The organism is Ureibacillus sp. 179-F W5.1 NHS (genome assembly GCF_045369345.1).
Lineage (GTDB): Bacteria > Bacillota > Bacilli > Bacillales_A > Planococcaceae > Ureibacillus > Ureibacillus halotolerans.
The window spans coordinates 47,605-73,451 of sequence record NZ_JBIQFG010000001.1; the positions used below are offsets into that span (position 1 = coordinate 47,605).

The 25,847-nt window shown below is 37.8% G+C and carries 29 protein-coding genes; 8 read left to right on the forward strand and 21 right to left on the reverse strand.

The features are described from left to right. Positions 1-7: 7 nt before the first annotated feature. Positions 8-1,024, reverse strand: a complete 1,017-nt coding sequence (locus ACH0B5_RS00240) for a thiazole biosynthesis adenylyltransferase ThiF (RefSeq protein WP_122972995.1) — start codon at positions 1,022-1,024, stop codon at positions 8-10. Between the two features lie 110 nt (positions 1,025-1,134). On the opposite strand from ACH0B5_RS00240, the gene ACH0B5_RS00245 reads away from it, so the two are divergent. The 3 genes from ACH0B5_RS00245 to moaC are packed head-to-tail and all read left to right on the forward strand — an operon-like array spanning position 1,135 to position 2,688. Then, positions 1,135-1,629 (forward strand): MogA/MoaB family molybdenum cofactor biosynthesis protein, encoded by a 495-nt coding sequence (locus ACH0B5_RS00245; RefSeq protein ID WP_341362543.1) that lies wholly within the window; start codon positions 1,135-1,137, stop codon positions 1,627-1,629. After that, positions 1,626-2,213 carry a molybdenum cofactor guanylyltransferase gene (mobA, locus tag ACH0B5_RS00250; RefSeq protein ID WP_122972985.1) on the forward strand — a complete coding sequence of 196 codons (588 nt, stop codon included), beginning with the start codon at positions 1,626-1,628 and terminating at the stop codon, positions 2,211-2,213. Before ACH0B5_RS00245 ends, mobA begins: the two co-directional genes overlap by 4 nt. Beyond that, positions 2,206-2,688 carry a cyclic pyranopterin monophosphate synthase MoaC gene (gene moaC / locus ACH0B5_RS00255; RefSeq protein WP_122972984.1) on the forward strand — a complete coding sequence of 161 codons (483 nt, stop codon included), beginning with the start codon at positions 2,206-2,208 and terminating at the stop codon, positions 2,686-2,688. Before mobA ends, moaC begins: the two co-directional genes overlap by 8 nt. Before the next feature lie 41 nt (positions 2,689-2,729). Here moaC and moaA read toward each other — a convergent pair whose 3' ends face one another. The 3 genes from moaA to ACH0B5_RS00270 are packed head-to-tail and all read right to left on the reverse strand — an operon-like array spanning position 2,730 to position 4,931. Further along, positions 2,730-3,746 carry a GTP 3',8-cyclase MoaA gene (moaA, locus tag ACH0B5_RS00260; protein ID WP_122972983.1) on the reverse strand — a complete coding sequence of 339 codons (1,017 nt, stop codon included), beginning with the start codon at positions 3,744-3,746 and terminating at the stop codon, positions 2,730-2,732. A 21-nt stretch (positions 3,747-3,767) separates the two neighbouring features. After that, a complete protein-coding gene (fdhD, locus tag ACH0B5_RS00265; RefSeq protein ID WP_122972982.1) occupies positions 3,768-4,571 on the reverse strand; it encodes a formate dehydrogenase accessory sulfurtransferase FdhD in 804 nt (267 codons plus the stop codon). Positions 4,572-4,583: 12 nt separating this feature from the next. Further along, positions 4,584-4,931, reverse strand: a complete 348-nt coding sequence (locus ACH0B5_RS00270; protein WP_122972981.1) for a Na-translocating system protein MpsC family protein — start codon at positions 4,929-4,931, stop codon at positions 4,584-4,586. Between the two features lie 601 nt (positions 4,932-5,532). On the opposite strand from ACH0B5_RS00270, the gene fdhF reads away from it, so the two are divergent. Genes fdhF through ACH0B5_RS00285 form a run of 3 tightly spaced genes read left to right on the forward strand, consistent with a single transcriptional unit; the run spans position 5,533 to position 10,012 of the window. Then, positions 5,533-8,457 carry a formate dehydrogenase subunit alpha gene (gene fdhF / locus ACH0B5_RS00275; RefSeq protein ID WP_122972980.1) on the forward strand — a complete coding sequence of 975 codons (2,925 nt, stop codon included), beginning with the start codon at positions 5,533-5,535 and terminating at the stop codon, positions 8,455-8,457. A gap of 15 nt (positions 8,458-8,472) precedes the next feature. Continuing rightward, the gene (locus ACH0B5_RS00280; RefSeq protein ID WP_122972979.1) at positions 8,473-8,949 is read left to right on the forward strand and encodes a helical membrane plugin domain-containing protein; all 477 of its coding nucleotides are present in this window, start codon (positions 8,473-8,475) and stop codon (positions 8,947-8,949) included. Positions 8,950-8,965: 16 nt separating this feature from the next. Further along, positions 8,966-10,012 carry a P-loop NTPase gene (locus ACH0B5_RS00285; protein ID WP_122972978.1) on the forward strand — a complete coding sequence of 349 codons (1,047 nt, stop codon included), beginning with the start codon at positions 8,966-8,968 and terminating at the stop codon, positions 10,010-10,012. Between the two features lie 179 nt (positions 10,013-10,191). On the opposite strand, the gene ACH0B5_RS00290 is transcribed toward ACH0B5_RS00285, so the two are convergent. From ACH0B5_RS00290 to ACH0B5_RS00345, 12 genes are all read right to left on the reverse strand, one after another. Further along, positions 10,192-10,485: a hypothetical protein gene (locus tag ACH0B5_RS00290; protein WP_122972994.1), complete on the reverse strand. Its 294-nt coding sequence runs from the start codon at positions 10,483-10,485 to the stop codon at positions 10,192-10,194. Between the two features lie 183 nt (positions 10,486-10,668). Beyond that, positions 10,669-11,514 (reverse strand): metal ABC transporter permease, encoded by an 846-nt coding sequence (locus ACH0B5_RS00295; protein ID WP_122972977.1) that lies wholly within the window; start codon positions 11,512-11,514, stop codon positions 10,669-10,671. After that, positions 11,460-12,167, reverse strand: coding sequence for a metal ABC transporter ATP-binding protein (locus tag ACH0B5_RS00300; protein WP_406927223.1), 708 nt, complete (start codon positions 12,165-12,167; stop codon positions 11,460-11,462). Before ACH0B5_RS00300 ends, ACH0B5_RS00295 begins: the two co-directional genes overlap by 55 nt. 19 nt (positions 12,168-12,186) lie before the next feature. After that, the gene (locus ACH0B5_RS00305) at positions 12,187-13,752 is read right to left on the reverse strand and encodes a metal ABC transporter solute-binding protein, Zn/Mn family (protein WP_406927224.1); all 1,566 of its coding nucleotides are present in this window, start codon (positions 13,750-13,752) and stop codon (positions 12,187-12,189) included. Between the two features lie 78 nt (positions 13,753-13,830). Continuing rightward, a complete protein-coding gene (locus tag ACH0B5_RS00310; protein ID WP_406927225.1) occupies positions 13,831-14,817 on the reverse strand; it encodes a ZinT family metal-binding protein in 987 nt (328 codons plus the stop codon). A 149-nt stretch (positions 14,818-14,966) separates the two neighbouring features. Further along, positions 14,967-15,320 (reverse strand): hypothetical protein, encoded by a 354-nt coding sequence (locus ACH0B5_RS00315; protein ID WP_122972973.1) that lies wholly within the window; start codon positions 15,318-15,320, stop codon positions 14,967-14,969. A gap of 64 nt (positions 15,321-15,384) precedes the next feature. Further along, entirely contained in the window at positions 15,385-15,654 is a 270-nt protein-coding gene (gene rpsN, locus ACH0B5_RS00320) for a 30S ribosomal protein S14 (RefSeq protein WP_122972972.1), read from the reverse strand. A 28-nt stretch (positions 15,655-15,682) separates the two neighbouring features. After that, the gene (rpmG, locus tag ACH0B5_RS00325) at positions 15,683-15,832 is read right to left on the reverse strand and encodes a 50S ribosomal protein L33 (RefSeq protein WP_122972971.1); all 150 of its coding nucleotides are present in this window, start codon (positions 15,830-15,832) and stop codon (positions 15,683-15,685) included. A 34-nt stretch (positions 15,833-15,866) separates the two neighbouring features. After that, complete coding sequence (locus tag ACH0B5_RS00330; protein ID WP_406927226.1) at positions 15,867-16,973, reverse strand: GTP-binding protein; 1,107 nt, start codon at positions 16,971-16,973, stop codon at positions 15,867-15,869. A 276-nt stretch (positions 16,974-17,249) separates the two neighbouring features. Further along, a complete protein-coding gene (locus ACH0B5_RS00335) occupies positions 17,250-18,317 on the reverse strand; it encodes a polysaccharide pyruvyl transferase family protein (protein ID WP_406927227.1) in 1,068 nt (355 codons plus the stop codon). After that, the gene (locus ACH0B5_RS00340) at positions 18,314-19,456 is read right to left on the reverse strand and encodes a glycosyltransferase (RefSeq protein ID WP_406927228.1); all 1,143 of its coding nucleotides are present in this window, start codon (positions 19,454-19,456) and stop codon (positions 18,314-18,316) included. The genes ACH0B5_RS00335 and ACH0B5_RS00340 overlap by 4 nt, the downstream gene beginning before the upstream one ends. Next, complete coding sequence (locus ACH0B5_RS00345; RefSeq protein ID WP_406927229.1) at positions 19,449-20,144, reverse strand: glycosyltransferase family 2 protein; 696 nt, start codon at positions 20,142-20,144, stop codon at positions 19,449-19,451. The genes ACH0B5_RS00340 and ACH0B5_RS00345 overlap by 8 nt, the downstream gene beginning before the upstream one ends. 168 nt (positions 20,145-20,312) lie before the next feature. Here ACH0B5_RS00345 and ACH0B5_RS00350 point away from each other — a divergent pair, with 168 nt between their 5' ends. Both ACH0B5_RS00350 and ACH0B5_RS00355 read left to right on the forward strand, forming a co-directional pair. Next, on the forward strand, positions 20,313-20,489 hold the full coding sequence (locus tag ACH0B5_RS00350) for a DUF2642 domain-containing protein (protein ID WP_122972966.1): 177 nt from the start codon (positions 20,313-20,315) through the stop codon (positions 20,487-20,489). 17 nt (positions 20,490-20,506) lie between these two features. Next, positions 20,507-20,719: a hypothetical protein gene (locus ACH0B5_RS00355; protein WP_406927230.1), complete on the forward strand. Its 213-nt coding sequence runs from the start codon at positions 20,507-20,509 to the stop codon at positions 20,717-20,719. A 140-nt stretch (positions 20,720-20,859) separates the two neighbouring features. On the opposite strand, the gene ACH0B5_RS00360 is transcribed toward ACH0B5_RS00355, so the two are convergent. Genes ACH0B5_RS00360 through ACH0B5_RS00380 form a run of 5 tightly spaced genes read right to left on the reverse strand, consistent with a single transcriptional unit; the run spans position 20,860 to position 25,816 of the window. After that, positions 20,860-21,315 carry a hypothetical protein gene (locus ACH0B5_RS00360; RefSeq protein ID WP_122973600.1) on the reverse strand — a complete coding sequence of 152 codons (456 nt, stop codon included), beginning with the start codon at positions 21,313-21,315 and terminating at the stop codon, positions 20,860-20,862. A 3-nt stretch (positions 21,316-21,318) separates the two neighbouring features. Beyond that, positions 21,319-22,188, reverse strand: coding sequence for a DUF3100 domain-containing protein (locus ACH0B5_RS00365; protein WP_341362555.1), 870 nt, complete (start codon positions 22,186-22,188; stop codon positions 21,319-21,321). Between the two features lie 33 nt (positions 22,189-22,221). Beyond that, entirely contained in the window at positions 22,222-23,418 is a 1,197-nt protein-coding gene (locus ACH0B5_RS00370) for a M20 family metallopeptidase (protein WP_406927231.1), read from the reverse strand. Between the two features lie 59 nt (positions 23,419-23,477). Beyond that, complete coding sequence (locus ACH0B5_RS00375; protein ID WP_406927232.1) at positions 23,478-24,353, reverse strand: NAD(P)-dependent oxidoreductase; 876 nt, start codon at positions 24,351-24,353, stop codon at positions 23,478-23,480. 11 nt (positions 24,354-24,364) lie between these two features. Then, the gene (locus ACH0B5_RS00380) at positions 24,365-25,816 is read right to left on the reverse strand and encodes an aldehyde dehydrogenase family protein (RefSeq protein ID WP_406927233.1); all 1,452 of its coding nucleotides are present in this window, start codon (positions 25,814-25,816) and stop codon (positions 24,365-24,367) included. Positions 25,817-25,847 lie beyond the last annotated feature (31 nt).

The window sequence follows — 25,847 nt, forward strand, 5'->3', positions numbered from 1 at the left end:
CACTCCTTTATCCTAATAAACGATAATAAATGCTTTTAGCTTGTTGTATATCCTGTATACCATGAATAACCACTCGTCCATCTTGGAAAACGACAACTCGATAATCTTGTGTTTGGTAAGAAAGTAAATAAGGATTTAGTTGAATATCACCATAAGGGCGAAGTTGATTAGCAAGCTGTTCTAAATTATAGTGAACCGGTTTAGGTGGACGAATTTGCACAGCATCTCTACCACATAAAATGTCTAATTTGGTTTGATTTTCATAGGCTAAATAAGGATATGTGGGGTTATGGCCACAGGATGGACAATTATCATTGCGCATTTTTTCCACATTTATTTCATAATGTTGATTTTTCCAAACATCAAAAGTTAAGAAAGTTTTCCGTCTTGCCCCTTCATCGCCGACTAAAAGTTTTAATACTTCAGCTACTTGGTAAGCTGCTACGATTTGGACAGCTGGACTGATGATTCCTACCGTATCACATGTCATCCCTGTGTTGGGCATGACTTTTAGCAAACAATGTAAACAAGGTGTTTTTCCTGGCACGATCGTATAAGTCGCACCATAACTACTAACACAAGAGCCATAAACCCATGGAATTTTATATTTTTGTGCCAAATCATTCATCATAAAACGAATATCAAAATTATCTGTCCCATCTATCATAATATCTACATCTTCAAGTAGTCCTACTAATTGCTCAGTATCGGCATCTAAAATTAATGCGTTAATTTCCACCTCAGAATTAATACGTTGAAGTCGATTTTTTGCAGCGATTACTTTCGGAACTTTTTCTTGAGCATCTTGTTCAGTATACAGTTGTTGTCTTTGTAAATTACTCCACTCAACATAATCCCGATCAATAATTGTGAACTTGCCAATACCTGCCCTAACTAGAGCCTCTGCACTAGCACTACCTAATGCACCTACACCTATCATCAAAACATGCTTTTCTTTTAATTGTTGCTGCCCTTTTTCACCGATTGGACTGAATAATTGTTGTCTAGAATATCTATTATCCATAAAGTTCTTTGCCTTTCTTTCTATGAATTTTCGTTTGACCTTTTCATTTATAGCATTATAATAAAAGCATTGTTTTTCAATAAACATTTAATTGAAGGAGGTCCTTTGCCTTGCATCCTACACACGCTCAACATCCTATAAGAGCTGCCATATTAACAGTAAGTGATACGCGCACAAAGGTGGATGATCTCGGCGGTCAACGCATTCAATCGCTTCTTCAAGAAGCTTCTTTTGAAGTAATCGACTACCAAATATCAAAGGATGAACCATCTGAGATTTCTAAGTATGTATTAGAATGGTGCGAGAATCAAACTATCAATACAATTATTGTCACTGGCGGCACAGGATTTACACCGAGAGATCAAACTTACGATACCATTGTCCCCCTTTTCGAAAAGGAAATGGTCGGATTTGGAGAATTATTTCGCTCTTTAAGCTATGAAGATATAGGCCCAAAAGCGATGTTTAGCCGTGCCACAGCTGGTAGTCGCGGAAGTACTGCCATCTATTTGTTGCCAGGTTCCGTCAATGCAGTGACACTAGCTATGACAAAACTAATATTGCCAACTGTTCAACATTTTGTCGGTGAGTTGAATCGCCGATGAAAATTGCTGGAGTTGTTTTAGCTGGCGGTCAATCTTCAAGGTATGGCCAACCAAAAATGTTTGAATTGTTTGCTGGTCAGCCTTTGTATAAGAATAGTCTTAATGCCTTGCAGCAAAACGGACTAGTACCTTTAATAATTGCGACGAATGCTAGCTTGCAAAGGAACTTTGCAGAAGAAAATATCCAAATGATCATTGAAAAACAACCTCACCAAGGACCTTTGTTGGCATTGCAAAACATTATGACAAATCTCCCAGATGTTGAATGGTTTTTTATTGTAGCTAGTGATATGCCTTATATGAATGCAGATTTTGTCCAAACTATGCTTACATATATCGATGATCGATATGATGCGATTGTTCCTAAAACTTCTAGAATACAACCACTTGCTTCCCTTTATCGGCGCACCGCTTTACCAAAAGTAAATCTACTAATCCAACAAAACAAGCGAAGTATGAAAGCCTTGTTAGATCAAGTAAGAGTTTGTTATGTTGGATTTGATGAAAATAGCCCAACATTTATTAATATCAATACACAAACAGATTGGGCACAAACAGTTAAAAAGGAGTCTTACGATGAATAAATTTACTCACTGGAACGAAGAAGGTCGCCCTAAAATGGTCGACATTTCCGAAAAAGAAATTACCGAACGTACGGCTATCGCACGCAGTACAATTACACTATCCGATGAAGTCTATCAAGCGATCCAACAAGGCGATATAAAAAAAGGTGATCCTACACAAGTAGCCCAAATTGCTGGGATTATGGGTGCCAAAAAAACAGCCGATATTATTCCGATGTGTCATCCAATTATGCTACAAGGAACAGATTTCCAATTTGAATATAGCAAAGCCGATGTTGGATACGAATTACACATTCAAGCAACCGTAAAATGTAACGGTAAAACAGGCGTGGAAATGGAAGCCTTAACGGCAGTATCCATTGCAGCACTAACTTTTTATGATATGTGTAAAGCAGTTGATAAAAGTATGGTTATTAAAGAAACTTATCTTGTACAAAAAACGGGTGGAAAAAGCGGTACCTTTACCCGTCAATAAACAAAAAAAATCCGGCATTTTATTGCCGATTTTTTTTGTTTTTAACCACCGATGTGCGACATTTCGATTTTTGATTTTTTCCTTTTTTCCATCGTCTGTTCATTTCGTTCATCGGAATAGCGGTCAGTTCGATTTTCCCATACATTTGAAATACATTGGATGATGGCTGCATCGTCTTCCCCATTCCTTAACAACTCACGTAAATCCGTTCCATCTGTTGCAAATAGACAAGTATATAATTTTCCTTCTGCTGAAATACGAGCACGTGAACATGATGAACAGAAAGAATCGGTTACAGATGAGATAACACCGATTTCGCCTTGATCGTCTTCATACTGAAAACGGGTAGCCACTTCCCCTTTATAATTCGGCTCAACAGGTTTCAATGGGGAAATTTGTTGCACTTGTTCAAGAATTTCCTTCTTCGACACAACGTCATCCATTTTCCAACCATTTGAGTTACCTACATCCATATATTCGATAAAACGAAGAATATGTTGTTTATCTTTAAAAAATTGGGCCATTGTCACAATATCTTGTTCATTTTTCCCTTTTTGAACAACCATATTAATTTTCACTTGCAAACCTGCTTCTGCAGCTTTTTCAATACCTTCTAATACGGTTTTCACTTTTCCACGGTGACCATTCATTTCGAAAAAGCGTTCTTCATTTAGCGAATCAAGACTAACAGAAACTCTCGATAATCCTGCTTTTGCCAAATCATTAGCATATTTTTTCAATAAAGTGCCATTTGTTGTTAAAGCAATATCCTCTACTCCGGCAATACGATGAATACGTTCAATTAATGTCGGTAAATCTCGACGTAGTAAGGGTTCACCACCTGTAATCCGTATTTTTTTCACACCTAATGAGACAAAAATCTTTACTAATCGTTCGATTTCTTCAAAACTCAATATTTTTTCGGAAGGTAAAAAAGCAAAATCTGGGCCAAATATTTCGGCAGGCATGCAATATTGACAACGAAAATTACAACGGTCTGTTACTGATATCCTTAAATCTCTAAGCGGTCTTTGAAATTGATCTTGTAGATTAGTAATTTTTAATCTCCTTCTTTCATATTAGTGGGTTGGTTCAGGTAATATAATACGCTCTTTGTGTGTATAAATATTAAGTGTATTTTGACGAATAAAACCAACCGTCGTAATTCCTAGTTGCTCTGCCAATTGCAATGCTAATTCGGTAGGCGCCGATTTAGATAATACAATTTCACACCCAATTTTAGATACTTTTAGTAAAATTTCCGACGAAATCCTTCCGCTGAATACGATAATTTTATCTTGCATACTAATGTTATTTTGTAAGCAATATCCGTAAATTTTATCTAAAGCATTGTGACGTCCAATATCCATCCGACTTAACACAACCCCATTTACATCACATAGCGAAGCATTATGCACACCGCCAGTTTTTTGGAATGTGGCTGCCGATTGTTGCATCTCTTTCATTAAACGAAAACAATCATCTGGTGTAATACGAACATGAACATCTTCCATCTTTTTGGAAGCTAACGCATCATTTGCAAAGACGAACCCTTGTCGGCTCATACCACAACAAGAAGTAATGTAACGTTTGTTTTGAATTTGTTGATAGAAAGGATTTATACGTTTTGTTTTAATATGCACAAATCCTTCTTTTTCTTGATACCAAATATCTTCAATATCATCAAAACTCGTAATGATTCGCTCTGATGCTAAATAGCCTACTACCATATCTTCTACATATTCCGGTGTACAAACCATCGTAACAAATTCTTGCTGATTAATCTTCACTGTGACAGCGTGTTCTGTCACAACGCTATCCTCTACTTCTAACATTTTATTATTTTCAATCCGTATAATTTCTCGATTTACTATATTTTCCATAAGGGTTCCTCTTTATTCACTAATTTTATCCTCAAAAATAAATACTGAAATTGCCAAATCTTCTTCGACTTTAATATCTGAAAATAAATGGAGCAGCTTTGTACCCATCAATTCTTCCATACCTTCTGGAGTTTTTTTCGAATACAACTCTTGAATCATAGTTGTCCTTGAAGCATGAACCATTTTTAATCCTTCTGGTTTACTGGCAATGAATCTTTCTGTTGGTGTCAGATTACCATACAACGTTGAAACGGCCATATTTTCTACAAAAACAGTATGAATACGCTCCGGTCCTTTACCGAATAAATCTTTGCGCAGTTTACGAATAATGTCGTTAAATTCATGCACTTTTTTTGACATGTTGACGATTCTCCTCACTTAATTAAATTTTTTTATCGGAGACCACCCTTACAGTTTGTTAATAATATAGCAACTTTAAAAAAATTTAAAGTGAAAATATTTTTTGATAATTATTACTATTAACAAATTGCATGATAAATATTGTCCATTTGAAATGTAACCGTTATAATAAGGTGGTTACAAATGGAATTGAATTATTTTGATGCTTATGTCATAGTTTTACCAAATTCCGGTTGCACTATTTGCATAGGAATCATAATGATTGAATTCTATTATGAAATCTAAAAAAATAAAAGTAGATTGAGTTTTTAGCACGGCTTGCTAAGAATTTTATCCACCGTGATTAGACAGCATGAAAAGTTCATGCCGTTTCATGGTGGATTTTTTTATTTTTTAAACATGTCAACAATATATGATCACTTCGTTAATGGTTGCCCTTATCCCTTTATAAGGACACGATAAATCTGAAAAAGAGCTTAATTTAACCATTTTTACAATTTATTATCACCCACAACTAACTCACTAGACTCTTTTCGGCTTTACCATAAGCATTAACCTTGTGACATATAATTTTGTCAAATAGCAAAAGGAGGAGTTTACGTTGACTAAAATTAACATTAATGGCGTACCCTATGAAGTAGCAGAAGGAGCTACAATTCTTGAAACCATTAATCAATATGGCATTGAGCATCCACAAATTTGTTATGTGCCATCAGTTGACCCTATCCAAACTTGTGATACTTGTATCGTAGAAGTAGATGGCCAACTCGTTCGTTCATGTTCAACAAAAGCAATAGACGGCATGAATGTCCAACTTAAATCTGATAAAGCGAAAGCTGCTCAAACAGAAGCAATGGACCGCCTATTAGAAAATCACATGTTATACTGTACTGTTTGTGATAATAACAACGGGAACTGTACACTACATAACACAGCAGAAATGATGGAAATTGAACATCAAAAATATCCTTACAAACCAAAAGTGGAACCACATGAAGTGGACATGTCCCACCCATTTTACCGTTATGATCCAAACCAATGTATCGCTTGTGGACAATGTGTAGAAGTTTGCCAAAACTTACAGGTAAACGAAACATTATCTATCGACTGGGAAGCAGAAAGACCACGCGTTATTTGGGATGACGGCGTTAGCATTAACGATTCCTCTTGTGTAAGTTGCGGTCAATGTGTAACAGTTTGTCCATGTAACGCTTTAATGGAAAAATCTATGCTTGGTGAAGCTGGTTTTATGACTGGTATTAAACAAGATACATTAGATCCAATGATCGATTTAATTAAAGAAGTTGAACCAGGATATAGCGGTATCTTCGCTGTTTCTGAAGTGGAAGCTGCGATGCGTAGCAAACGTACGAAAAAAACAAAAACAGTTTGTACTTTCTGTGGTGTAGGTTGTTCCTTCGAAGTTTGGACAAAAGATCGCAAAATTTTAAAAGTACAACCTTCTGATGGTCCTGTAAATGCCGTTTCTACTTGTATTAAAGGGAAATTCGGTTGGGACTTCGTTAACTCTGAAGAACGTATTACAAAACCATTAATTCGTAAAAACGAAGAATTTGTTGAAGCAACATGGGATGAAGCATTAGATTTAATTGCTTCGAAACTAGGCGGTATTCAAAAAGAATTTGGTCCTGGTTCTGTTGGTTTCATTTCTTCTTCAAAAATTACGAACGAAGAAAACTACTTAATTCAAAAAATGGCACGTCAATTGTTTGGAACAAACGACGTAGATAACTGTTCACGTTATTGCCAATCACCAGCTACAGACGGTTTATTACGTACAGTTGGTTTTGGTGGGGATGCAGGAACAATTAAAGATATTGCGAAAGCTGGACTTGTTATTATCGTTGGGGCAAACCCTACAGAAGGTCACCCAGTATTAGCGACTCGCGTAAAACGTGCTCATAAATTACATGGTCAAAAATTAATCGTTGCCGATGTTCGTAAACACGAAATGGCTGAACGCTCTGACATCTTCATGCGTCCTAAACAAGGTACGGACCAAGTTTGGTTAATGGCCGTAACAAAATACATCATCGACCAAGGTTGGCATGATGAAGCATTCATTAAAGAAAATGTCCATGACTTTGGTGCTTTCAAATTTGTACTTGAAAAATACACACTTGAGTATGCAGAAGAAGTAACAGGCATTTCGAAAGAAACATTAATTAATGTTGCGGAAATGATTCGTGATGCTGACGGTACATGTGTTCTTTGGGGTATGGGTGTTACTCAAAATACAGGTGGTTCTTATACATCAGCTGCAATTTCAAACCTTCTATTAGCTACTGGTAACTATCGTCGTCCAGGTGCAGGAGCTTACCCTCTTCGCGGTCATAATAACGTTCAAGGTGCTTGTGACATGGGTACTTTACCAAACCTATTACCAGGTTATCAAAAAGTAACAGATGATGAAGCACGTGCTAAGTTTGAAAAAGCATATGGCGTGAAAATTCAACCGAAACCAGGTCGTAACAATCCACAAATGTTAGATGCGATTATGGAAGGTAAAATGAAAGCTATGTACTTAGTTGGTGAAGATATGGCGCTAGTGGACGCTGATGCGAACCATGTAGATAAAGTTCTTTCATCATTAGACTTCTTTGTTGTTCAAGATGTGTTCTTATCACGCACTGCACAATATGCAGATGTAGTTTTACCAGCAGCACCATCTCTTGAAAAAGAAGGTACATTTACAAATACAGAACGTCGTGTTCAACGCTTATATCAAGCTTTACCAACACTAGGTGAATCAAAAGCAGATTGGGAAATTTTACAATTAGTTGCGAATCGTTTAGGAGCAGATTGGAACTACAGCCACCCAAGTGAAATCTTCGACGAAATGGCTAGCCTTTCTCCAATTTTCTCTCAAGCAAACTACGATGTATTAGAAGGATGGGGCAGCTTCAACTGGGGTAGCCACGATGGTAAAGATACACCTTTACTATATGAAGATGGCTTCAACTTCCCTGACAAAAAAGCTCGTTTTGCTTTAGATGATTGGATGAAACCTGTTGAATATGAACCAGAATACGATTGTCATATTAACAACGGGCGTATGTTAGAACACTTCCACGAAGGAAACATGACAAATAAATCGAAAGGTATTCAATCAAAAGTACCTGAGATTTTCGTAGAAGTATCACCTGAATTGGCGAAAGAGCGTGGTATTGAAGATGGAACGTTATTACGTTTAGTGTCTCCATATGGTGCATTAAAATTAAATGCCCTTGTAACAGACCGTGTACAAGGTAACGAACTATTCTTACCAATGAACTCTACTAGCAAAGATTCAGCGATCAACTTCTTAACTGGTGGAGGTGCGGATGTGAATACATCAACACCGGCATACAAACAAACAAAAGTACGAGTGGAAGTATTGAAAGCAAAAGGAAAATCACCACTTCCTAGAACAAATCCAAGAAATAAAAAACGTCACCCACAAAATGGTGTTGAAGTACAACGGAAATGGAATCGTCCTGGCTACGTTCACTTAACAACAAATTAATGGAGGAGTGAAAGAATGGCTGCACCAATTAGTACGATTAAAAAGCAAGAATTAACCGAAGAACAAATTAAAGAACAAAAGTTAGAGAATTTAAAAAAGCTTCTTTCTGAAAATGAAGAAGCTGTAAATGAAATTTTCTCCATCATGGGAGAATTAAATGCGATTGGCGCCCTTGAAGCCGTAACAAAACTACTTGAGGCAAAAGAAGAAGTTGCTCATATCGTATTAGGTCAAGTAACGCGTGAACCTGTTACGAATATTATTAACAACTTAATGGGGGCTGCCGGTGCTTTATCGGCCATGGACCCAGAAAAAACAACAAAATTAATCGAGAGTTTAACTACTGGCTTAGATGAAGCAAATAAAGCGGTAGACACTGACGAAAAAGTCAGTGTCTTCAAGCTTGCTAAAATGTTAAACGATCCTGATGTGAACCGTGCCATGAACTTTGGCATTCACTTCTTAAAAGGGCTAGGTAAAGGCTTAAAATAGAAAGGAGGTTTTTGAAATGTTGACAAAGGAAAACATTTTAAATGCACTAAAACACGTAGAAGACCCGGAACTTCATAAAAGCGTTGTTGAGTTAAATATGGTACGTAATCTAAAAATTGACGGCACTCATGTTTCTCTAGACGTCATCTTAACAATTAAAGGTTGTCCGTTAAAAGCGAAGATTCAACAAGATATTGAACAAGCTTTAAAAAATATTGGAGCTACAAGCGTCTCCCTTCAATTCGGTTCTATGACAGATGAGGAACGTCGCACACTAACAGCTACCCTAAAAGCTCAAAACGTAACAGATCAAGGGATGCCTAAAATGTTGAAACCTGAATCTGGCGTTAAATTTATTGCTGTTACGAGTGGTAAAGGTGGTGTCGGTAAATCGACGGTTACAATTAATTTAGCGACTGCCCTTGCCCGTCTTGGAAAAAAAGTTGGTATTGTCGATGCCGATATTTATGGCTTTAGTATTCCAGCTATGATGAAAATCGATCAAAAACCAACAATGATTGACCAAACAGCAATTCCAGTTGAGAGCAATGGAGTGAAAGTCATGTCGATGGGCTTTTTCTCAAAGGATAATCAACCTGTTATGTGGCGCGGACCAATGCTGAACAAATGGATTCGCAATTTCCTTGCCAACACCCATTGGGGAGAATTAGATTATCTTCTACTAGACTTACCACCTGGTACAGGAGATGTTGCCATCGATGTGGCGGCAATGATTCCACAAGCAGAAGAAATTATTGTCACTACACCGCACAACGCAGCTTCTCATGTAGCAACACGCTCAGGTCTAATGGCTCAACATACGAAACATAAGATTTTAGGTGTTGTTGAAAATATGGCTTACTTTGAAAATGCAGATGGTGAAAAGAACTATCTATTCGGTCAAGGTGGAGCAGAAAAACTAGCAGATGAACTTCATACCCACATCATTGCTCGAGTACCATTTGCGAAACCTGAGGAAAACACAGGTTCTTCGGTTTATGATGAAGACTCAGTTGTTGGTGAAGTATTTACACATCTAGCAGAAGATATTGTTTATCGTTAAGATCAAATTGGGTTCGGTAATTAGACCGCCCCATAAATAAGACAAGCATTCAACCAGTTGTAGGATTTCCCTACGACTGGTTGTTTTATTATTTCCCCATAAAAAAACATCTTCTAATTGAATTCTAGTTTTGTAACCTGAATTCAATCGAAGATGTTTATTTAAATGAACACATTCTACTAATTCATATAACCCGCTCTTCTTAAAACTTGCATGAAATAAAAGCGGTACGTATTTTTTACAAAAGTGTCTAATGGTAAACCAACATTCAATTGATATTTCGTAAAAATGAAATAAAATCGTTTATCCCATTTTAACCGTAACAATTCTCCTGCCTCTTCACCATATTTCTCTGTAAATTCTATAATTAAAGGTTCAATCATATCTTTGCAATAGTCTTTTAAACTTGCAAGAGCGTCGATATCTTTGTCCCTTTGAAAACGTGTAATCCAATCCGCTAATTGCTCGTCCATATTCATATCCATCCTTCTATCAATCTGAGTTTCTTCCTATTATATTATATCATTTTTTACCCTTTTTTCGTGTCTCGTTGCTTCAGTATTTAACTAAATCGTTATGAATTAAAAGTATAGAAATCGCGACATTGTTTTAAACGTCGCGATTCATTCTACTATTTCTAGTATTCAATTTAAAGCTCACGATCCATCACTTCTATTAAATAGTTTCTCTAATTTTAGATGTCGCATGATGTACTTCAACAGTATAGTGAATGCAAAAATGATAATTAAAATAAGGGTAATCGAAGCCCCTGGAGGTGTTCCTAATTCATAGGAAGTGATTAAACCACTCGAAGTGCCAATTAATGCAATAATTATACCAAACAAAATGACACCATGAAAACTTTTACTCAATCGAAGGGAAATGGCAGCAGGCAAGACGATAACGGCAGAAACAAGTAAAGCTCCGATTATCGGCATAATGACAGCAATCGTAACGCCAGTTAGCACATTAAACAAAATCGACATCATTTTAATAGGCAATCCTGCGGTAAAGGCTGTTTCCTCATCAAAGGTGAGGACATACATCGGCTTGCGAAAAATGAAATATAATAAACCGATCATAACCGTCAGTCCTAACAATATCCATACTTGTTGCTTACTAATTGTCACAATAGAACCGAACAAAAATTGATTGATACTTAACGTTGCCCCGCCGTCATTCAAACTCATTAAAACTAACGCTAGTGCCAGTCCTGCAGACATGATAATCGCAATCGACACTTCTGAATATGTACGATAGACGATACGTAAATATTCAAGCACAAATGCTATTACCATGACGACTAAAATATTCGTCCAAGTAGGATTGACACCAATGAGCAATCCTAACGCTACACCTGCTAATGAAATATGTGAAAGGGTATCTGCCATTAAAGACTGTCTACGCAAAATCAAAAACAACCCTAACATCGGTGCAATGAGTGAAATTAGGAAGGATGCTTGGAAAGCTCTTTGCATGAATCCATGGAAAAACATCTCCATGGGGACCCCTCCTTCTGTACCAGCTCAATATGTTTAGTAGCATAATGGCGAATTTGGTCATGATCGTGGGTAACCATTAAAATACCTTTATGATGTTCTTTACAATTGTGCTGTAATAATTTGTAAAATTCTTCTTGAGAGTGCACGTCCATTCCTGTCGTCGGTTCATCCAATACGAGCAAATCAGGATCTGTCGCGAACACACGGGCAATGGAAATTCGCTGCTTTTGCCCGCCTGACAGTTCTCCTATTTTTTTATGGCGCATCTCCCACATTCCTACTGATTCCAGCGAGCGTCGTACATGTTCTTTGTCTTCCCCATCTAATCTTTTAAACCATTTTCCTCGTTGATAACGTCCAGACTGCACCAGTTCCAGTACCGTGCTTGGGAATCCAGTGTTAAAGGATGCGACCTGCTGCGAAACATACCCTACAACTAGCTTCTCACCAATGTAATTGGTTGGCGAGAGCCAGACGCTGCCTTTCGACGGCTTGAGTAGACCTAAAATATTTCGTAGCAATGTTGTTTTGGCCGCTCCATTTTCTCCCGTCAGCATGACAAACTCTCCCGCGTTCACTTCAAAGGAAATATTCTCTAACACCGGTTCCTCTTCATACTGAAAGGCAAGATTTTTCACTTCAATATAACGCATAATCAAGCGACCTTTCATATTATTGGATACTTAACTGCAAAGCTTCCAAGTTTTCACGCATCGCATCCAAGTATCCTAAATCTTTTTCTTGCAGCTCTTCCGACAGCACTTCCAAATCATATAACACAGCCGTCTCTGTCCCTGTTTCCTCAGCAACCGTTTCTGCAATTGCTGAACTAGCTCCTTGCTGATAATAGATCACCGGTACATCATATTCTTTTACTAGATTACCAATTTCAGCTATACGAGAAGGACTTGGTTCTACTTCTGTCGATAAGCCCCCAATGGCAACTTGCTCCAAATGATAACGTTCGGCAAGGTATCCAAATGCTTGGTGCTGTACGACAAAAACACGATTTTCCGCCCCTTCGAGCGCATTTTCATACTCTTCATTTAAAGCTTGCAGTTCTTCATTAAAAGCTTTAGCATTCTCTTCATAAATAGCCTTCCCTTCCGGATCTGCTTCAATTAACGCATCCCGAATGACGTTGACTTGCGCTTGTGCCAATACTGGGTCCAACCAAATATGCGGATCATGATTTTCGTGATCATCAATCATAACGGAGACAGGTTCTGATTGGGCGTATATGTTTTCTTCATTATCTAAAAGGGCTGCCCGTACTTCGAAACTTTCTCCCGTTGTTTTAAACTCAAAATGATCTGTTTCTTGACCGGAGACAGCTTCCCATTCCTCATCCTGGCTTCCGCGCACGTACCAGCGCCAATTCGTAAAGTCCGCTTCTTCTTTTAGATCCGCAACGAGCGTAACGACATCTCCCGTATGATAATGATCAGCCAAACCAACGATTTCAATCGGTTCAGTATTGTCACTATTTCCATGTTCATGATAATGTTCGTCCTCATGACTGTCTCCATGAGTGTGGTCATTCCCATGATTATCAATCATAACTTTTACCGGTTCTGATTGCGCATAAATATTGTGTTCATTATCAAAAAGTACTGCCTGAACTTCAAAACTTTCTTCTGTCGCTTCATATTTAAATTCAGGTCCTCCAACTTCTGGTACAGTTACCCATTCCTCGTCGGCACTTTTTCTTGTGTACCAGTGCCAATGATCAAACTCCACCTCTTCCTCTAATTCCGCAGTTAATTCAATTGCATCCCCTGTATGATAATGGGCCGCAACCCCTTGAATTGTTATACTTCCTGTAGTCTGCGGTTCTTCACCATCCTCATGATGATCATGTTCACTCCCCTCAGTTGAGTCAACACCATCTGCCGTACGTGCAATCACAAGATTATCGTTTTCTATCGTATTGAATAAACTATCTACCCAATGTTCCATCTCTTCACTGCTATACACAAATACATCTGCTTCATTAACCGTTGTTACGTCTTTTGCACTCGGTTCATAATGATGTGCATCTTCTCCTGCAGACACCATTAACGATACATCTGCCCGATCTCCTGCCACTTGTCGAGTAAATTCATACATCGGGTAAAAGGATGTAACAACGGAAAGCTGTTTATCGGACTCGCTTTCGTTCTCTGCAGAAGTACATCCGGAAAGAGCGGCACACGTAACGAAACTAAGGAAAATCGTTGTTAACCACGGTTTTTTCATCTTTCTTTCCTCCTAAACTACATGACCAAAAGTGTCATTTTAATCGCTCTGATTTCTATTACACTCCTTAACTATCTTTTAATGTGCCAGCATATCACGCACGAGATCTTCTGCATCTAAATTAGAAGGATAATACGTTGGCCAATTTGTCACTTCCTCTAATAATGCTTCCCGGTCATCTCCCCAATATAAGTGGTAATGGTTTGAATCAACTGGGAAAATATTATGATCACTAAATTGAATGTATTGAGGAGCTTCCTCTGATCCATCTACTAATTTAAAAATATATCGTACTCCTCTATTTCCTTTTTCATAGGTAAGGATTTCATATCCATCTGATGCGTACTCTCCTGAATACTCCTTTCCATCTTCAAAAAATGTTACGACATTATTCTCGATCGTGATGCGGTTAACATTCGTTTCATATCCTACTTTGTAGTATTCCTTGTACTCTTCTTCTGTCATATCTCCGCTTTCTGCTTTATGTGCAAACACTTCATCCAAATCTCCAGATAAAAGATAAGGATAGACCGATTGCCAATCTCCTTCCCAATCGGACAATTCACGCTCTTTTACTTGACTGTCTTCGAAATACCCATTATAGATTTGCTTACTTTCTTCGTCGTGTCCGTGATGGTCATCAATTACCACTTTAACAGGTGCAGATTGAAACTCCGGTTTGTCGTCACTACCATATAAAACGACTTTTATCTCTATACCATCCTTTGTTGCTTCGCCCGTAAAAGTATCCGTTTCCTGTCCAGAAATCGCTACCCATTCCCCATCACTACTTTCTCTGCTATACCAGTGCCAATGATCGGACTCCGTTTCTTCTTCCAAAACTGCTGTTAATTTAATAGTATCCCCAGTATGGTAATGATCAGCGATGCCTTCAATTGTTATTTTTTCTGGTGCCTCTTGATTCGTTTCTTCCCCTTCAGAATGGTCATGTTCCTCGTCTGTATGTACTTCTTCCTTAGTTGCCTCTTCTCCCGTTCCTTGGCATGCTGCTAAGAAAATGCTTAACAGTAAGATACTCGACAAACCCAAAAGTAATTTTTTCATTTTATTCTTCCTCTCGTTTAAATTGGTTTTTCCTCTCAAATTACAAAGCGTAATCATTACGTTTTAAAAATGCGTAAAAATTTTTAGCCTTCTCCTGCATTGAAAATGATTAACGTAATGATTAGCTATGTACTCTTTTCAAGTGGTCATTAATTCATGAACAAAAATAGTTGTTCTTTACTTTTTTCAGAAGATGCTCCGATCAAATGATTCGTATAATCAAACCATCTCACTTTTCTACAGCGTTCTTCTATTCTTTCATTCAGTTCTTCTTCTATTTCATTCATTAATTTTGCAATCATTGAGAAAGGCATATTAAAATGCCGGCTTGCTATTTCATATGGGGAATACGCTGTAAAAAGTTGAAGGTACTCTTCTGATGTATTTGATTTTTCAACTAGACGATCTTCCATGTCGATAATAAATTGATACAGTCTTTTCTTATTTTCAGGGAGTTTTTTTACTTCACTTTTTAATAATAATTCCATTAACCGGTCATTCATTGAATGTTTCACCCTTCGTTTCAGAAAAATAAGCATATTGCTTACCAGAAAATAAGCATATTGCTTACCAGCTGGATTTTTTCACGCCTGGTATTTGACCTTTATGGGCCAACTCTCGGAATGCGATACGAGAAAGTCCAAATTTCCGCATATATCCTCTCGGTCTACCCGTCAATTCACAGCGGTTATTCAAGCGGGAAGGAGAAGAGTCCCTTGGCAATTTAGCCAATGCCTGATAGTCTCCTTTTTCTTTTAACTCTTTTCGCAATTCAGCGTAACGGGCTACCATTTCCCTTTGTTTTTTATCTCGTACGACTTTTGACTTTTTAGCCATGCTATTTCCTCCTTATGAAGTGTTATAATCATTTCGTTTCTCTGTGTAATATCACTCGTTTAAGACGGGGACTATATTTCTTTAATTCGATGCGCTCAGGATTATTGCGCTTATTTTTTGTCGTTATATAATTTCGGTCTCCTGTCTCTGTGCACGCTAGTGTAATCTTCACTCTCATCAATTGTTCCTCCTAATAATCTATAAATTTCAAATTAAACATTCGGCAACGGATCCGGGAATTTCGTCCAGTCTTGCTCCATCTCTTCATTCGTTAGTAAACAGCGATTCAATGAATCAATGATTGCTTGTTGATCCATCTGAACACCAATTAATACAAGTTCATTCATTTTACTTCCTTCCTCTTCAATCCATGTACCGATTCTTTCCATACTTAAAGATGGACCTGCTTGGGAAAGTAGAATGGCTATATCGTTACGTGTTGCAAGCCAAAGAAAACCTTTCGCCCGTACGACTTCAACTGGCCATTCATTCATCCAGTTCATGAAACGTTCAGGATGCAATGGTCTATGACTTCGATAAACAAAAGATCCAATACCATATTCCTCTGTCTCCGGAATATGTTCCTGATTCAATTCTTTCATCCACCCTGCCCCTTGGCTAGCTGCTTCAAAATCGAACATCCCTGTATTCAACACTTCATGCAGATCGACATTCGCCTTTACTGTATGAATAATTTTTGCATCGGGATTCAAACTTCTCAGTACCCCGCTCAGTTCATTCACTTTTTCTTCCGTTAACAAGTCGGTCTTGTTCAATAGTAAGACATTAGCAAATTCGATTTGATCGATGAGTAAGTCGGCGATTTCCCGCTGATCCTCTTCTGTTACTGCTTCTTTTCGCTGGAGAAGGGTATCGCCTGAAGTAAAGTCATGCCAGAATCTATAGCCATCGACAACAGTCACCATCGTATCCAAACTGCAAAGCTCAGATAAATGAATGCCTAAACTTTCATCTGTATAAGTGAAAGTTTGAGCAACAGGTATCGGTTCGCTAATACCGGATGATTCAATCAAAATGTAATCAATATCTCCAAGTTCAGCTAACCTAGCTACTTCCACTATTAAATCTTCCCTAAGGGTGCAACAAATGCAGCCGTTCTGCATTTCCACTAACTTTTCCTCTGTCCGTGCAAATCCTCCTTTTTTCACCAAAGAGGCATCAATATTAACTTCGCTCATATCGTTTACAATAACTGCTACCTTCAGTCCTTGTCTGTTATGCAAAATATGATTTAACAAAGTGGTCTTTCCTGATCCTAAATAACCGCTTAGGACAGTTACAGGTATTCTCTTTTCCATTCCGCCTCTCCTCTTTCCAAAAATCTATCCATCTGCAAATCGTAATCATTACGTTTTACATCATATACATGTTTCCTCCATTTTGCAAGAACTTTTATAAAATGAAATAAAAATTGTTAGCATTCTATTTCTGTTCGAGTATCTGGGGCCACTCTGTAATGAACTACTACATGTTATAAAATCAATTCTAGTCCATTAAAAAACGCCAAAACCCTTGTAATTCAAGGATTTTGACGTTCAGCGAGACGGCGGGAATCGAATCCACCTCTCCAAAAACTATGCTAAAAAATTTTTAGTAAATAGTGATTCTAAAAGTGGTTGGTATTTCTTTTTACTAGATTGATATTGTTCTAGTATTTCTTCGCCACTATTTTCAATGATTTCAATCCGCTCTAATATTTCCTTCGTTAGTTGTTGAGAGTCGGTAGAAACAACTAACTGTTCTAAGCCAAGGGACGCTGCATTATCAAATATTTTAAAGCGATAGCCTAATGCGATGGCTGGAACATTCGCTGCAAACGAAAGATAGTTTGCATGTAGTTTAAAATTAATCGTTGCTGTACATTTAGATAATTTTTCTATTAACTGCTGTTCCGTATACAGATTTTTATCTAGTATGACACTCTCTGGCACATTGATTTTTTCAAATAACCTTTCACAGTGAGGTCTATCATCGCCCCATACCGAATAAATCATTATTTTATAACCAGATTCAATTAATTTTTTTGCTGCCTCAACTAACTGTTTCTCAACTAAACTTTCATTTCCCCCGTATAAACGATTGAACGTAGTCCCCCAGTTGATGCCAATTAGTTTTTCTTTTGCCTGAAGTTTATTCGGATCAGGCTCCTCTAATAATAAACCCGGATCCCCAATAATTTGTATTTTATTCGCCTTTTCGCTTCCGAGCATAATTTCAATCGCCTTTTTCGTTAAAGGTCCTCTTACCCCTACAAACAATGCCTTCTCAATTACTTCGTCTAATACTTCAATATCCTTTTGTTTGAAATTTTGTTCCATCGATAACAGTTGATCATTCATTAATAAATCTAAATTTTCCTTCTCAATCCAATCGATTCCCGAGCCCCATATCATGACTGATTTCCCTTTATGTAGGGCGTTTTGAAGGATTTGTAGATACCCCGGTAATAAGAGGGAGCCACCTCCTAATATGACCGCATCATATTGTTCAACGTTTTTCATGTCGGTACCCGGAACTGACGGAATAATTTCGATCTGATCTTCATTTAAATATTCATTACATTTGTCTCGAAAGATGTGCCATAACAATTCATCCCCTAAATTATTAAAGCCAATCCAGCCGATATATAGAAGCTTTTTCAACTTTCGGTTCCTCCCTTTGTTGTTTCAGCGTAAATTTTAATAATCTCCGTTGCGATTTTTTGTATATTGAACATTTCTTCTACAATTTCCCTTGATGTGATTCCATTTAATTTGAGTTGTTCTTTATTTAATAAATATTTCTTTAAATCGTTTCTCAAAATATGTCTGCTGCAAGGAGATTTGGAACCATGATCTCCAAAGTAATAGTTCCAAGCTTCATCAATATTCTCTTTATGCACCATTCCAAAATAACCATGGTTTCCAACTGCTATGACTGCTTTTTCTGAAGCCATCGCCTCAAGGGCAACCCGTCCTGTACCAACGACACAATCGGCCATAGAATAATAAGCATGCATATTTTTTTGTTCCCCAACGATATGGATAAAAGAATCTTTGCACGCTTTTTCAATGATTTGTGATAAGTTTTTTATGTCTCGAAGTTTATCGCCATCTCCGACTACGATAACGTGAAGATTTGGAATCGGATTTAATTTAAGATCCTTGCAAGCTCGTAAAAATATCGAACAAACACTGGCCTTTGCCCATGTAATCCTGCTCGCATAAAGGGCGACTGGGGAATCTTCCGGTATGTTCAATTCTTTTTTCAATTCTCCATATGTGGCATCCCGTGGATATTCCTCTAAATTAATTCCATTTGGAACTAAGTAAGGATGTTCGACGCCGAAGGACTTAATATAGTCGCATAACGGTGGACTTACACAAATGACAGCATCGGACAATTTTAGCAACTTTCGAATTTCGTCGTTCGGATAATAGGTGCCATGTACGGTTAAAACTGTAGCAATTCCTTTATTTTTTGCGGCCTTTCCCGCTAAGTATCCAGAAGGTGATTGATGGAAATGAACAACAGAAATTTGCTCAGCTTCAATAATTTCTTCAAGTTTTTCTATTAACTCTCTCTCATGTTTTTCCTCAAGATCTAGTGTCTTAGGAAAATCGATATGATAAATAGGACAATTTAAAGCTTCATAGGAGCTTACTAAACTCCCTTCTTTTCTTGCGGCAAAAGTAATAAATACATCATTTTTTAATAATTCTTTTGCCAAACCCAATACGTGGGTTTCCGTACCCCCAATATATAAAGCATCTGTGACAAGTAAAACCCTTTCTTTATTCACCTTTAGCACTTCCATAAAATTGTTTTGAACGCTGTTTTTCATGAACCCGATAGTAATATAATACGTCTCTTAAATTATCGATTTTTAATTTCGCATTTAAGAATTTGACGATAAATTCATAGTCTTCAGCACCAGTTATTCTTCTTGTTGGACCACCTAGCAAATCAAAAACCTTTCCACGGAATAAAATCGTCCCGTGGCAGATGCAATGCTTCCCTAAAGCATATATTTTTCGAATATCGTCCCCATAATATAGCCAATTAGCTTCTTTTCCATTTTCTTTATTGCCGTCAGTAAACGCCCGATAATTCGTTCCAATTAAATCGTAGTCTGGATTTTCCTTTAAAAAGTTCACTTGTTTTTCAAAACGTAAAGGATGTGAAATATCATCGGCATCATTTACTGCAATATATTCACCTGTACTCATAAAATAGCCGATATTGAGTGCCCCGGCGAACCCTGTATTTACAGGAAGATTGCATAAGATGATTGGAAAAGATGGATTAGAATTTTCTATCCATTGTTCTACTATTTTTACTGTATTGTCAGTCGACGCATCATTGACAAGAATTACTTCTATTTGATTGTATGTTTGGGATAGTAGTCCGTTTAAACAATCTTCAATATAAGGGGCTGCATTATAGCATGGAATTACAACACTAACTAACCCTTCTTCTCTTATCTTCATAGTTATCACCTCTAGATTAAACTATGTAATCTATTTCACATTCCTTGTGCAGAAGACCAATTTTAAAAAATATTTTAAAAAAGATAGAATTTTATGCACACATTCCCAAACAAATTAGAACGAGCAAACATATAATTCAACATATGTTATTGAAGAAAGGAGATTAACATGTGGCAACTTCGTTCAATTCTTAGTCCATTAGAAGGTATGACGATTGATATTACAACAGAATTCTCTACAGTTTCTGGAATATTAATCGAAGTGAAAGCGGACTATATTGTGCTCAGAACAACTGCTGATTTACTGTATATTCCGTTAGCAAGTATTAAAAGTGTAGCTTATTAAAATAGGAGGTGTTAATGTTGTTTGAAAACTATTTATTTAGTCAGCTTCGCAAACTAATTAATGAGGAAATAAGAGTTGCAACTGGCGAAGAATTGTTTACTGGAATACTCGTATCAGTTGATAACGCCATCCTAAGGTTACGTGAATCAACTGATGACTATGAAAGAGAAACAAGAAATATCGTAGTCCTTTTATCTGAAGTTAGCTTCATCCAAGTAGATGCAGAATAAGTTCAGATAATCCTTTCATGTAGTTTTTTCGATCCATAGAAATTGATAATTTTAAAGTATATATATGAAATAAATACCCCGTAAAGATAGAGTGTCATCTACTTTTACGGGGTTTACTTTTATTGGAATAAAATGATAAATTAAATAATTCCTTGCATACGTAAAATAATCTCTGCTACGATTGCGGAACCGAGGAATGTGCCTAATAGGACGAACATGCCGACAATGACCGTTTTCCATCCGAGTTTCGCAAAATCCGTCCATGAACGACCAATTGAAATCCCTGCATAGGCTAAAATCGGTGTGGCAATAGCTAGTAAATTGACTTTGCCTGTCCACTCGACGATTTTTTCAGATCCTGGTACAGCTGGCATTGATAGTATAAATGCTAATATACCAATGTAAGCAATACTCGGTATCCCTTTATATGGAATCGCTCGATGAATGATTAAACCAAGTAAACTGATGGAAGCCAAAACAATTATTCCAGGAAGTGACTCCAGTGGCATAACTTCGTAGCCAATCCAGTTTCCAATGATGACCATAAACGATACAATAATCATCAATATGACCCATTCTTGAATATTTTTTAGCATCGATTATTTCACCACCTTTGTTTTGGATTCATCTTTTACTTCCTCAGTTATTACGATAGTTGACTCCATTTCTATTTCTGGTTCGCTGTAATTTTTTCGTTTTGTTAATACTTTATATAACTTTTCTGTTAATGGTAATCCTATGAAAATACTTGCATACAAGCCCGTAACAGAAGTTAATAAGTTACTAGCTCCCGAAAAGGCAGTAATCGTATCGGCCATATCAGGAAATGCAGCCACTAAAGGTCCTAAAGAGGCAGCGGCCATACTTCCACTTCCCACTCCTGTAGCCATTGCAAAGGAATAAGGATGAAGAGGTGTCGCAGTAGCCAGGAAGCCAGATATTAACCCTAAAAAGATAGATCCAAATACCGTACCGAAAATATACATCGACATCACTCCACGGCCTTCGGGAGAAGACAGTCCAAATTTATCAGTAATTAAAGCTAAATTCGGTTCCCGTCCAATGGAGTGGGTCATTCCAATACTTTCTCGCTTCAATCCTAATAAAATGGCAATCGGAAGGGCGATTAAAATTGTTCCTAAATTTCCAATCTCTTGGAGAATGAGAGCGGGGCCCGCCTCAATCAATTGAGGTAGCGCTGGCCCTGCTTGTACACCGAACTTTGCAATTAATAACGTTAATGTAATATAAACTAATGTTTCAGCTTTTTCCGACTGCTTTTTTGTTACAAGGGGTGTGAAATAAACTGCAATCCCAATAATGACTGCATAAAGCATAGGCAGTAATAAAATAATTCCCACCCCAACCGAAATACTATGCTGACCAATTAACTCGGTAACACAAACGATTGCTAATACTAAACCATGTAATTTCCAATCTTTCCACAAACCTGCTGCATTTCCCTCCATACACTTTCCCCCTTTACTTAAATTGATTCGTGATTACTTCACCTGAACTTCCTTAGCATGTACTTGCATATATTCTAGCGTCGCTAATCCAAGCGTTTTTGCTGCGATTAATAATGCTCTCTCATCAATATCAAATTTCGGATGATGGTGTGGGTAAGACACTTCCCACTCAGGATTGCGTGCACCTGTAAAGAAGAACGTTCCTTTTACATGTTGTAAATAGTACGCGTAATCTTCACCGCCCATTACCGGCTCGATTTCTTTTACTGCCGTTACACTAGGTACTTTCTTCGCTAATTCGGCTACGAATTCCGTCTCTTCCTCATGATTAATAAGTGTTGGATAACCACGAGTATAAGTGAATTCATAACTTGCACTAGCACTTTCACATACGCCTTTCACGACTCTTTCCATCTCTTGTTCAATCAATGCGCGAGTCTCCTCTTTAAAAGTTCGAACCGTTCCTAGCATCTCTGCTTGATCAGCAATCACGTTGTATGGATTTTCTGCTACAAAGGATGTAACGGATATAACCGCCGAATCTAACGGATTAATTTTCCGACTAACAATTTGGTTTAAACTATTAATAAGTTGGCTTCCTACCGCAATACTATCAATTGTTTGATGTGGGTATGCACCATGTCCCCCGCGACCTTGGATACGAATATTAAACATGTCCGGTGCTGCTTGAAGGGCACCCGCGCGATAACCAATCTCCCCTAATGGCATTTGAGCTTGTAAATGGGTACCAAAAATAACATCAACACCATCTAAACAACCATCTTCAATCATTGAAATGGCACCGCCAGGAGGTAATTCCTCTGCATGTTGATGAATAAAGACTACCGTTCCTTGTAGTTCTGCCTTCATTTTATTTAATACTTTTGCCAAGCCTAGTAAAGTGGCCGTATGACCATCATGGCCACACGCATGCATGACCCCTTCATTTTTGGACTTGAAAGGTAGATCCGTTTGTTCAACAATCGGCAGTGCATCAAAATCAGCACGCAGGGCAACTGTCGGTCCTGGTTGATCACCTTTTAAAGTAGCAACAACCCCGTTTCCGCCAACGCCCCTTTTCGTTTCATGTCCTAACTTTTCATGGAATTCAGCAATATATTTAGCCGTATTTACCTCTTTAAATGAAAGTTCCGGATTCGCATGTAAGTGCCTCCGTATTTCTACTATCTCCTCATAAACTTCTTCTAAACGATCAAATAATGTTTGCATTCTATTAACCTCCTTTTATTTATTTCATATGTTAAGTTTATAAAATAGATTCTTAATTTTCACACAATTTCAGTTAGCACTTTGTAAATAGCAGATGAATCTAAGTTTCCTTTTCCTTTATTTTTTCCTAAATGAAATAGCTGGTGGGTACTATCACTGACAAAAGTAGCTATTTGGTTGTCTTCTGCTAGATTTCGATATAAATGAATATCTTTTGTCATGTTGGCCAAGGAAAATTTCACATTGTCAAAAGTGTGATCCAGGATATTTACACCGAAAACATCCATCGCTCGGGTTTGTCCACTACCTTTTTGCAAGATGGAGGCAAGCTTTTCTTTTGGAACGCCTGCCTTTTCACTCGTTAAAAAGGCTTCACTTAATAATGAAATGACACCGGCGACAACCATGTTGTGGCATAGCTTGACGATTTGCCCTGCACCACTTTCACCTAAATATTCAATATGTTTTCCTATCGCTTGTAGAACCGGGAGGATTTCATCTAGTCGCTCTTCACTCCCACCAATCATAATAGTGAGCGTTCCATTATTCGCACCATCTGGCCCACCACTTAACGGGCAATCGTAAAATTCAACGCCTTTTTCTTGAGCTTTTTGATGGATCTGTCTTGTGATATTGACGTCATTGGTACTCATGTCCAAAATGAAAGTGCCTTGTTTCATTCGAAATAGAATTCCAGTATCCTCATTTAAAACCATTTCTTTCACTAGATTCGGCGATGTTAACGATAAAATGACAAAATCAACTTGACCCGCTAATTCTTCAGGTGCGGAAGCTGGGGTTGCCCCTTCGTTTACTAGCTTTTTCACTGCCTCTTCATTAATATCGTAGACCATGACATTGTAATGATGTTTGATTAAATTTTTCGCCATGCCACTTCCCATTAAACCACAGCCAATTACTCCAACCGTTGTCATCCAAAGCCCTCCTATGCCTTCATGTAAACCGTTTTATATTCAGTCCAAAATTCTAACGCTGTTGAGCCTTGTTCCCGCGGTCCTAAACTCGACGCTTTCTTCCCACCGAAAGGATATTGATTTTCAAAATAGTTGGAAGGAATATTCACGTGGGTCACACCTGTCTCGATATGTTTAACAAAGTGCATGGCCTTTGCTAAATCTTTCGTATAAATAGTAGAAGACAATCCAAACTCACTATCATTGGCTACTTCCAATGCTTCTTCATAGGAATCGACTTCAATGACGGCAATAACCGGCGCAAAAATCTCTTCCTTAAAAATTCGCATTTCTCGATTGACATTACTGAACACGGTTGGTGCTATAAAGTACCCTTTATCCAATCCATTATCCGTTAGTCTTTTTCCACCACATTCAAGGACTGCTCCATCTTGAATGGCGTCGTTCACATGTTCTAAATACAAGTTCAATTGATTTTCGTCGATAATTGGTCCATTATCGGCATTTTCATCAAAGCCATCGCCAATGGTTAGAGCGTTTGCTGCCTCAACTAATCGAGCAATGACCTCTTTGGAAATACTTCTTGGAACGATTAATCTGCTTGTACCGGTACAACGTTGTCCATTATCAAAAAAGCCACTAATGACGACATTTTGAATCGTTTCATCTAAATTGGCATCTTCCAGTATGATCGATGCATTCTTTCCACCCATCTCCGCTTGCATTTTTCCTCCCCGGTTCGTTACAGCTCGTCCTAGAGCCAAGCCTACTTCTGTTGAACCAGTAAAGGACACCGCTTTAATTTTTGGATGATTTCCAATAGCTCGTCCAATGACGCCACCAGGCCCTGTGACCATATTGATAACCCCTCTAGGGACACCCGCTTTTTCAAATAACTCGATAATTTTTATACTAATTAAAGAAGTATTACTTGCTGGCTTAAACACGACGGTATTTCCTGCAACAATTGCCGGTGCAATTTTCCAAATCCCGATACCGAGGGGGAAATTATAAGGCGCAATTACCCCGACAACCCCTAAAGGTTCTCTAACTGTGTACCCAAAAATATCTGGGTCGTTGGAGGGAATTGTTTCTCCTGTTAAACGGGTTGCTTCCCCGCTAAATTGTTTCATTGCTTCGATAGTTTTTTGTACTTCACCAAGGGAGTTTTTGTATGTTTTCCCTACTTCTTTTGTAATAATCGTAGCAAGCTCTTCCTTGTGTTCTTCCAATAAATGAATAAGTTTGAACAACACTTCTCCCCGTTCAGGCACTGCAATTTTTGACCATGTTTTAAAAGCTTTCTCTGCAACGTCGATTGCGATGTCGACATCTTTTTGATCGGATTTTTGAAAATAGCCAAGTATATGATCTGCATTGGCAGGATTAATACTTGGATAAACTTCACCTGATATTGCTTGAACCCATTCACCATTAATATAATTAAAATACGTTTCGGTCATTCTAGTGCACCTCTCATCTCTGTATTTTGAA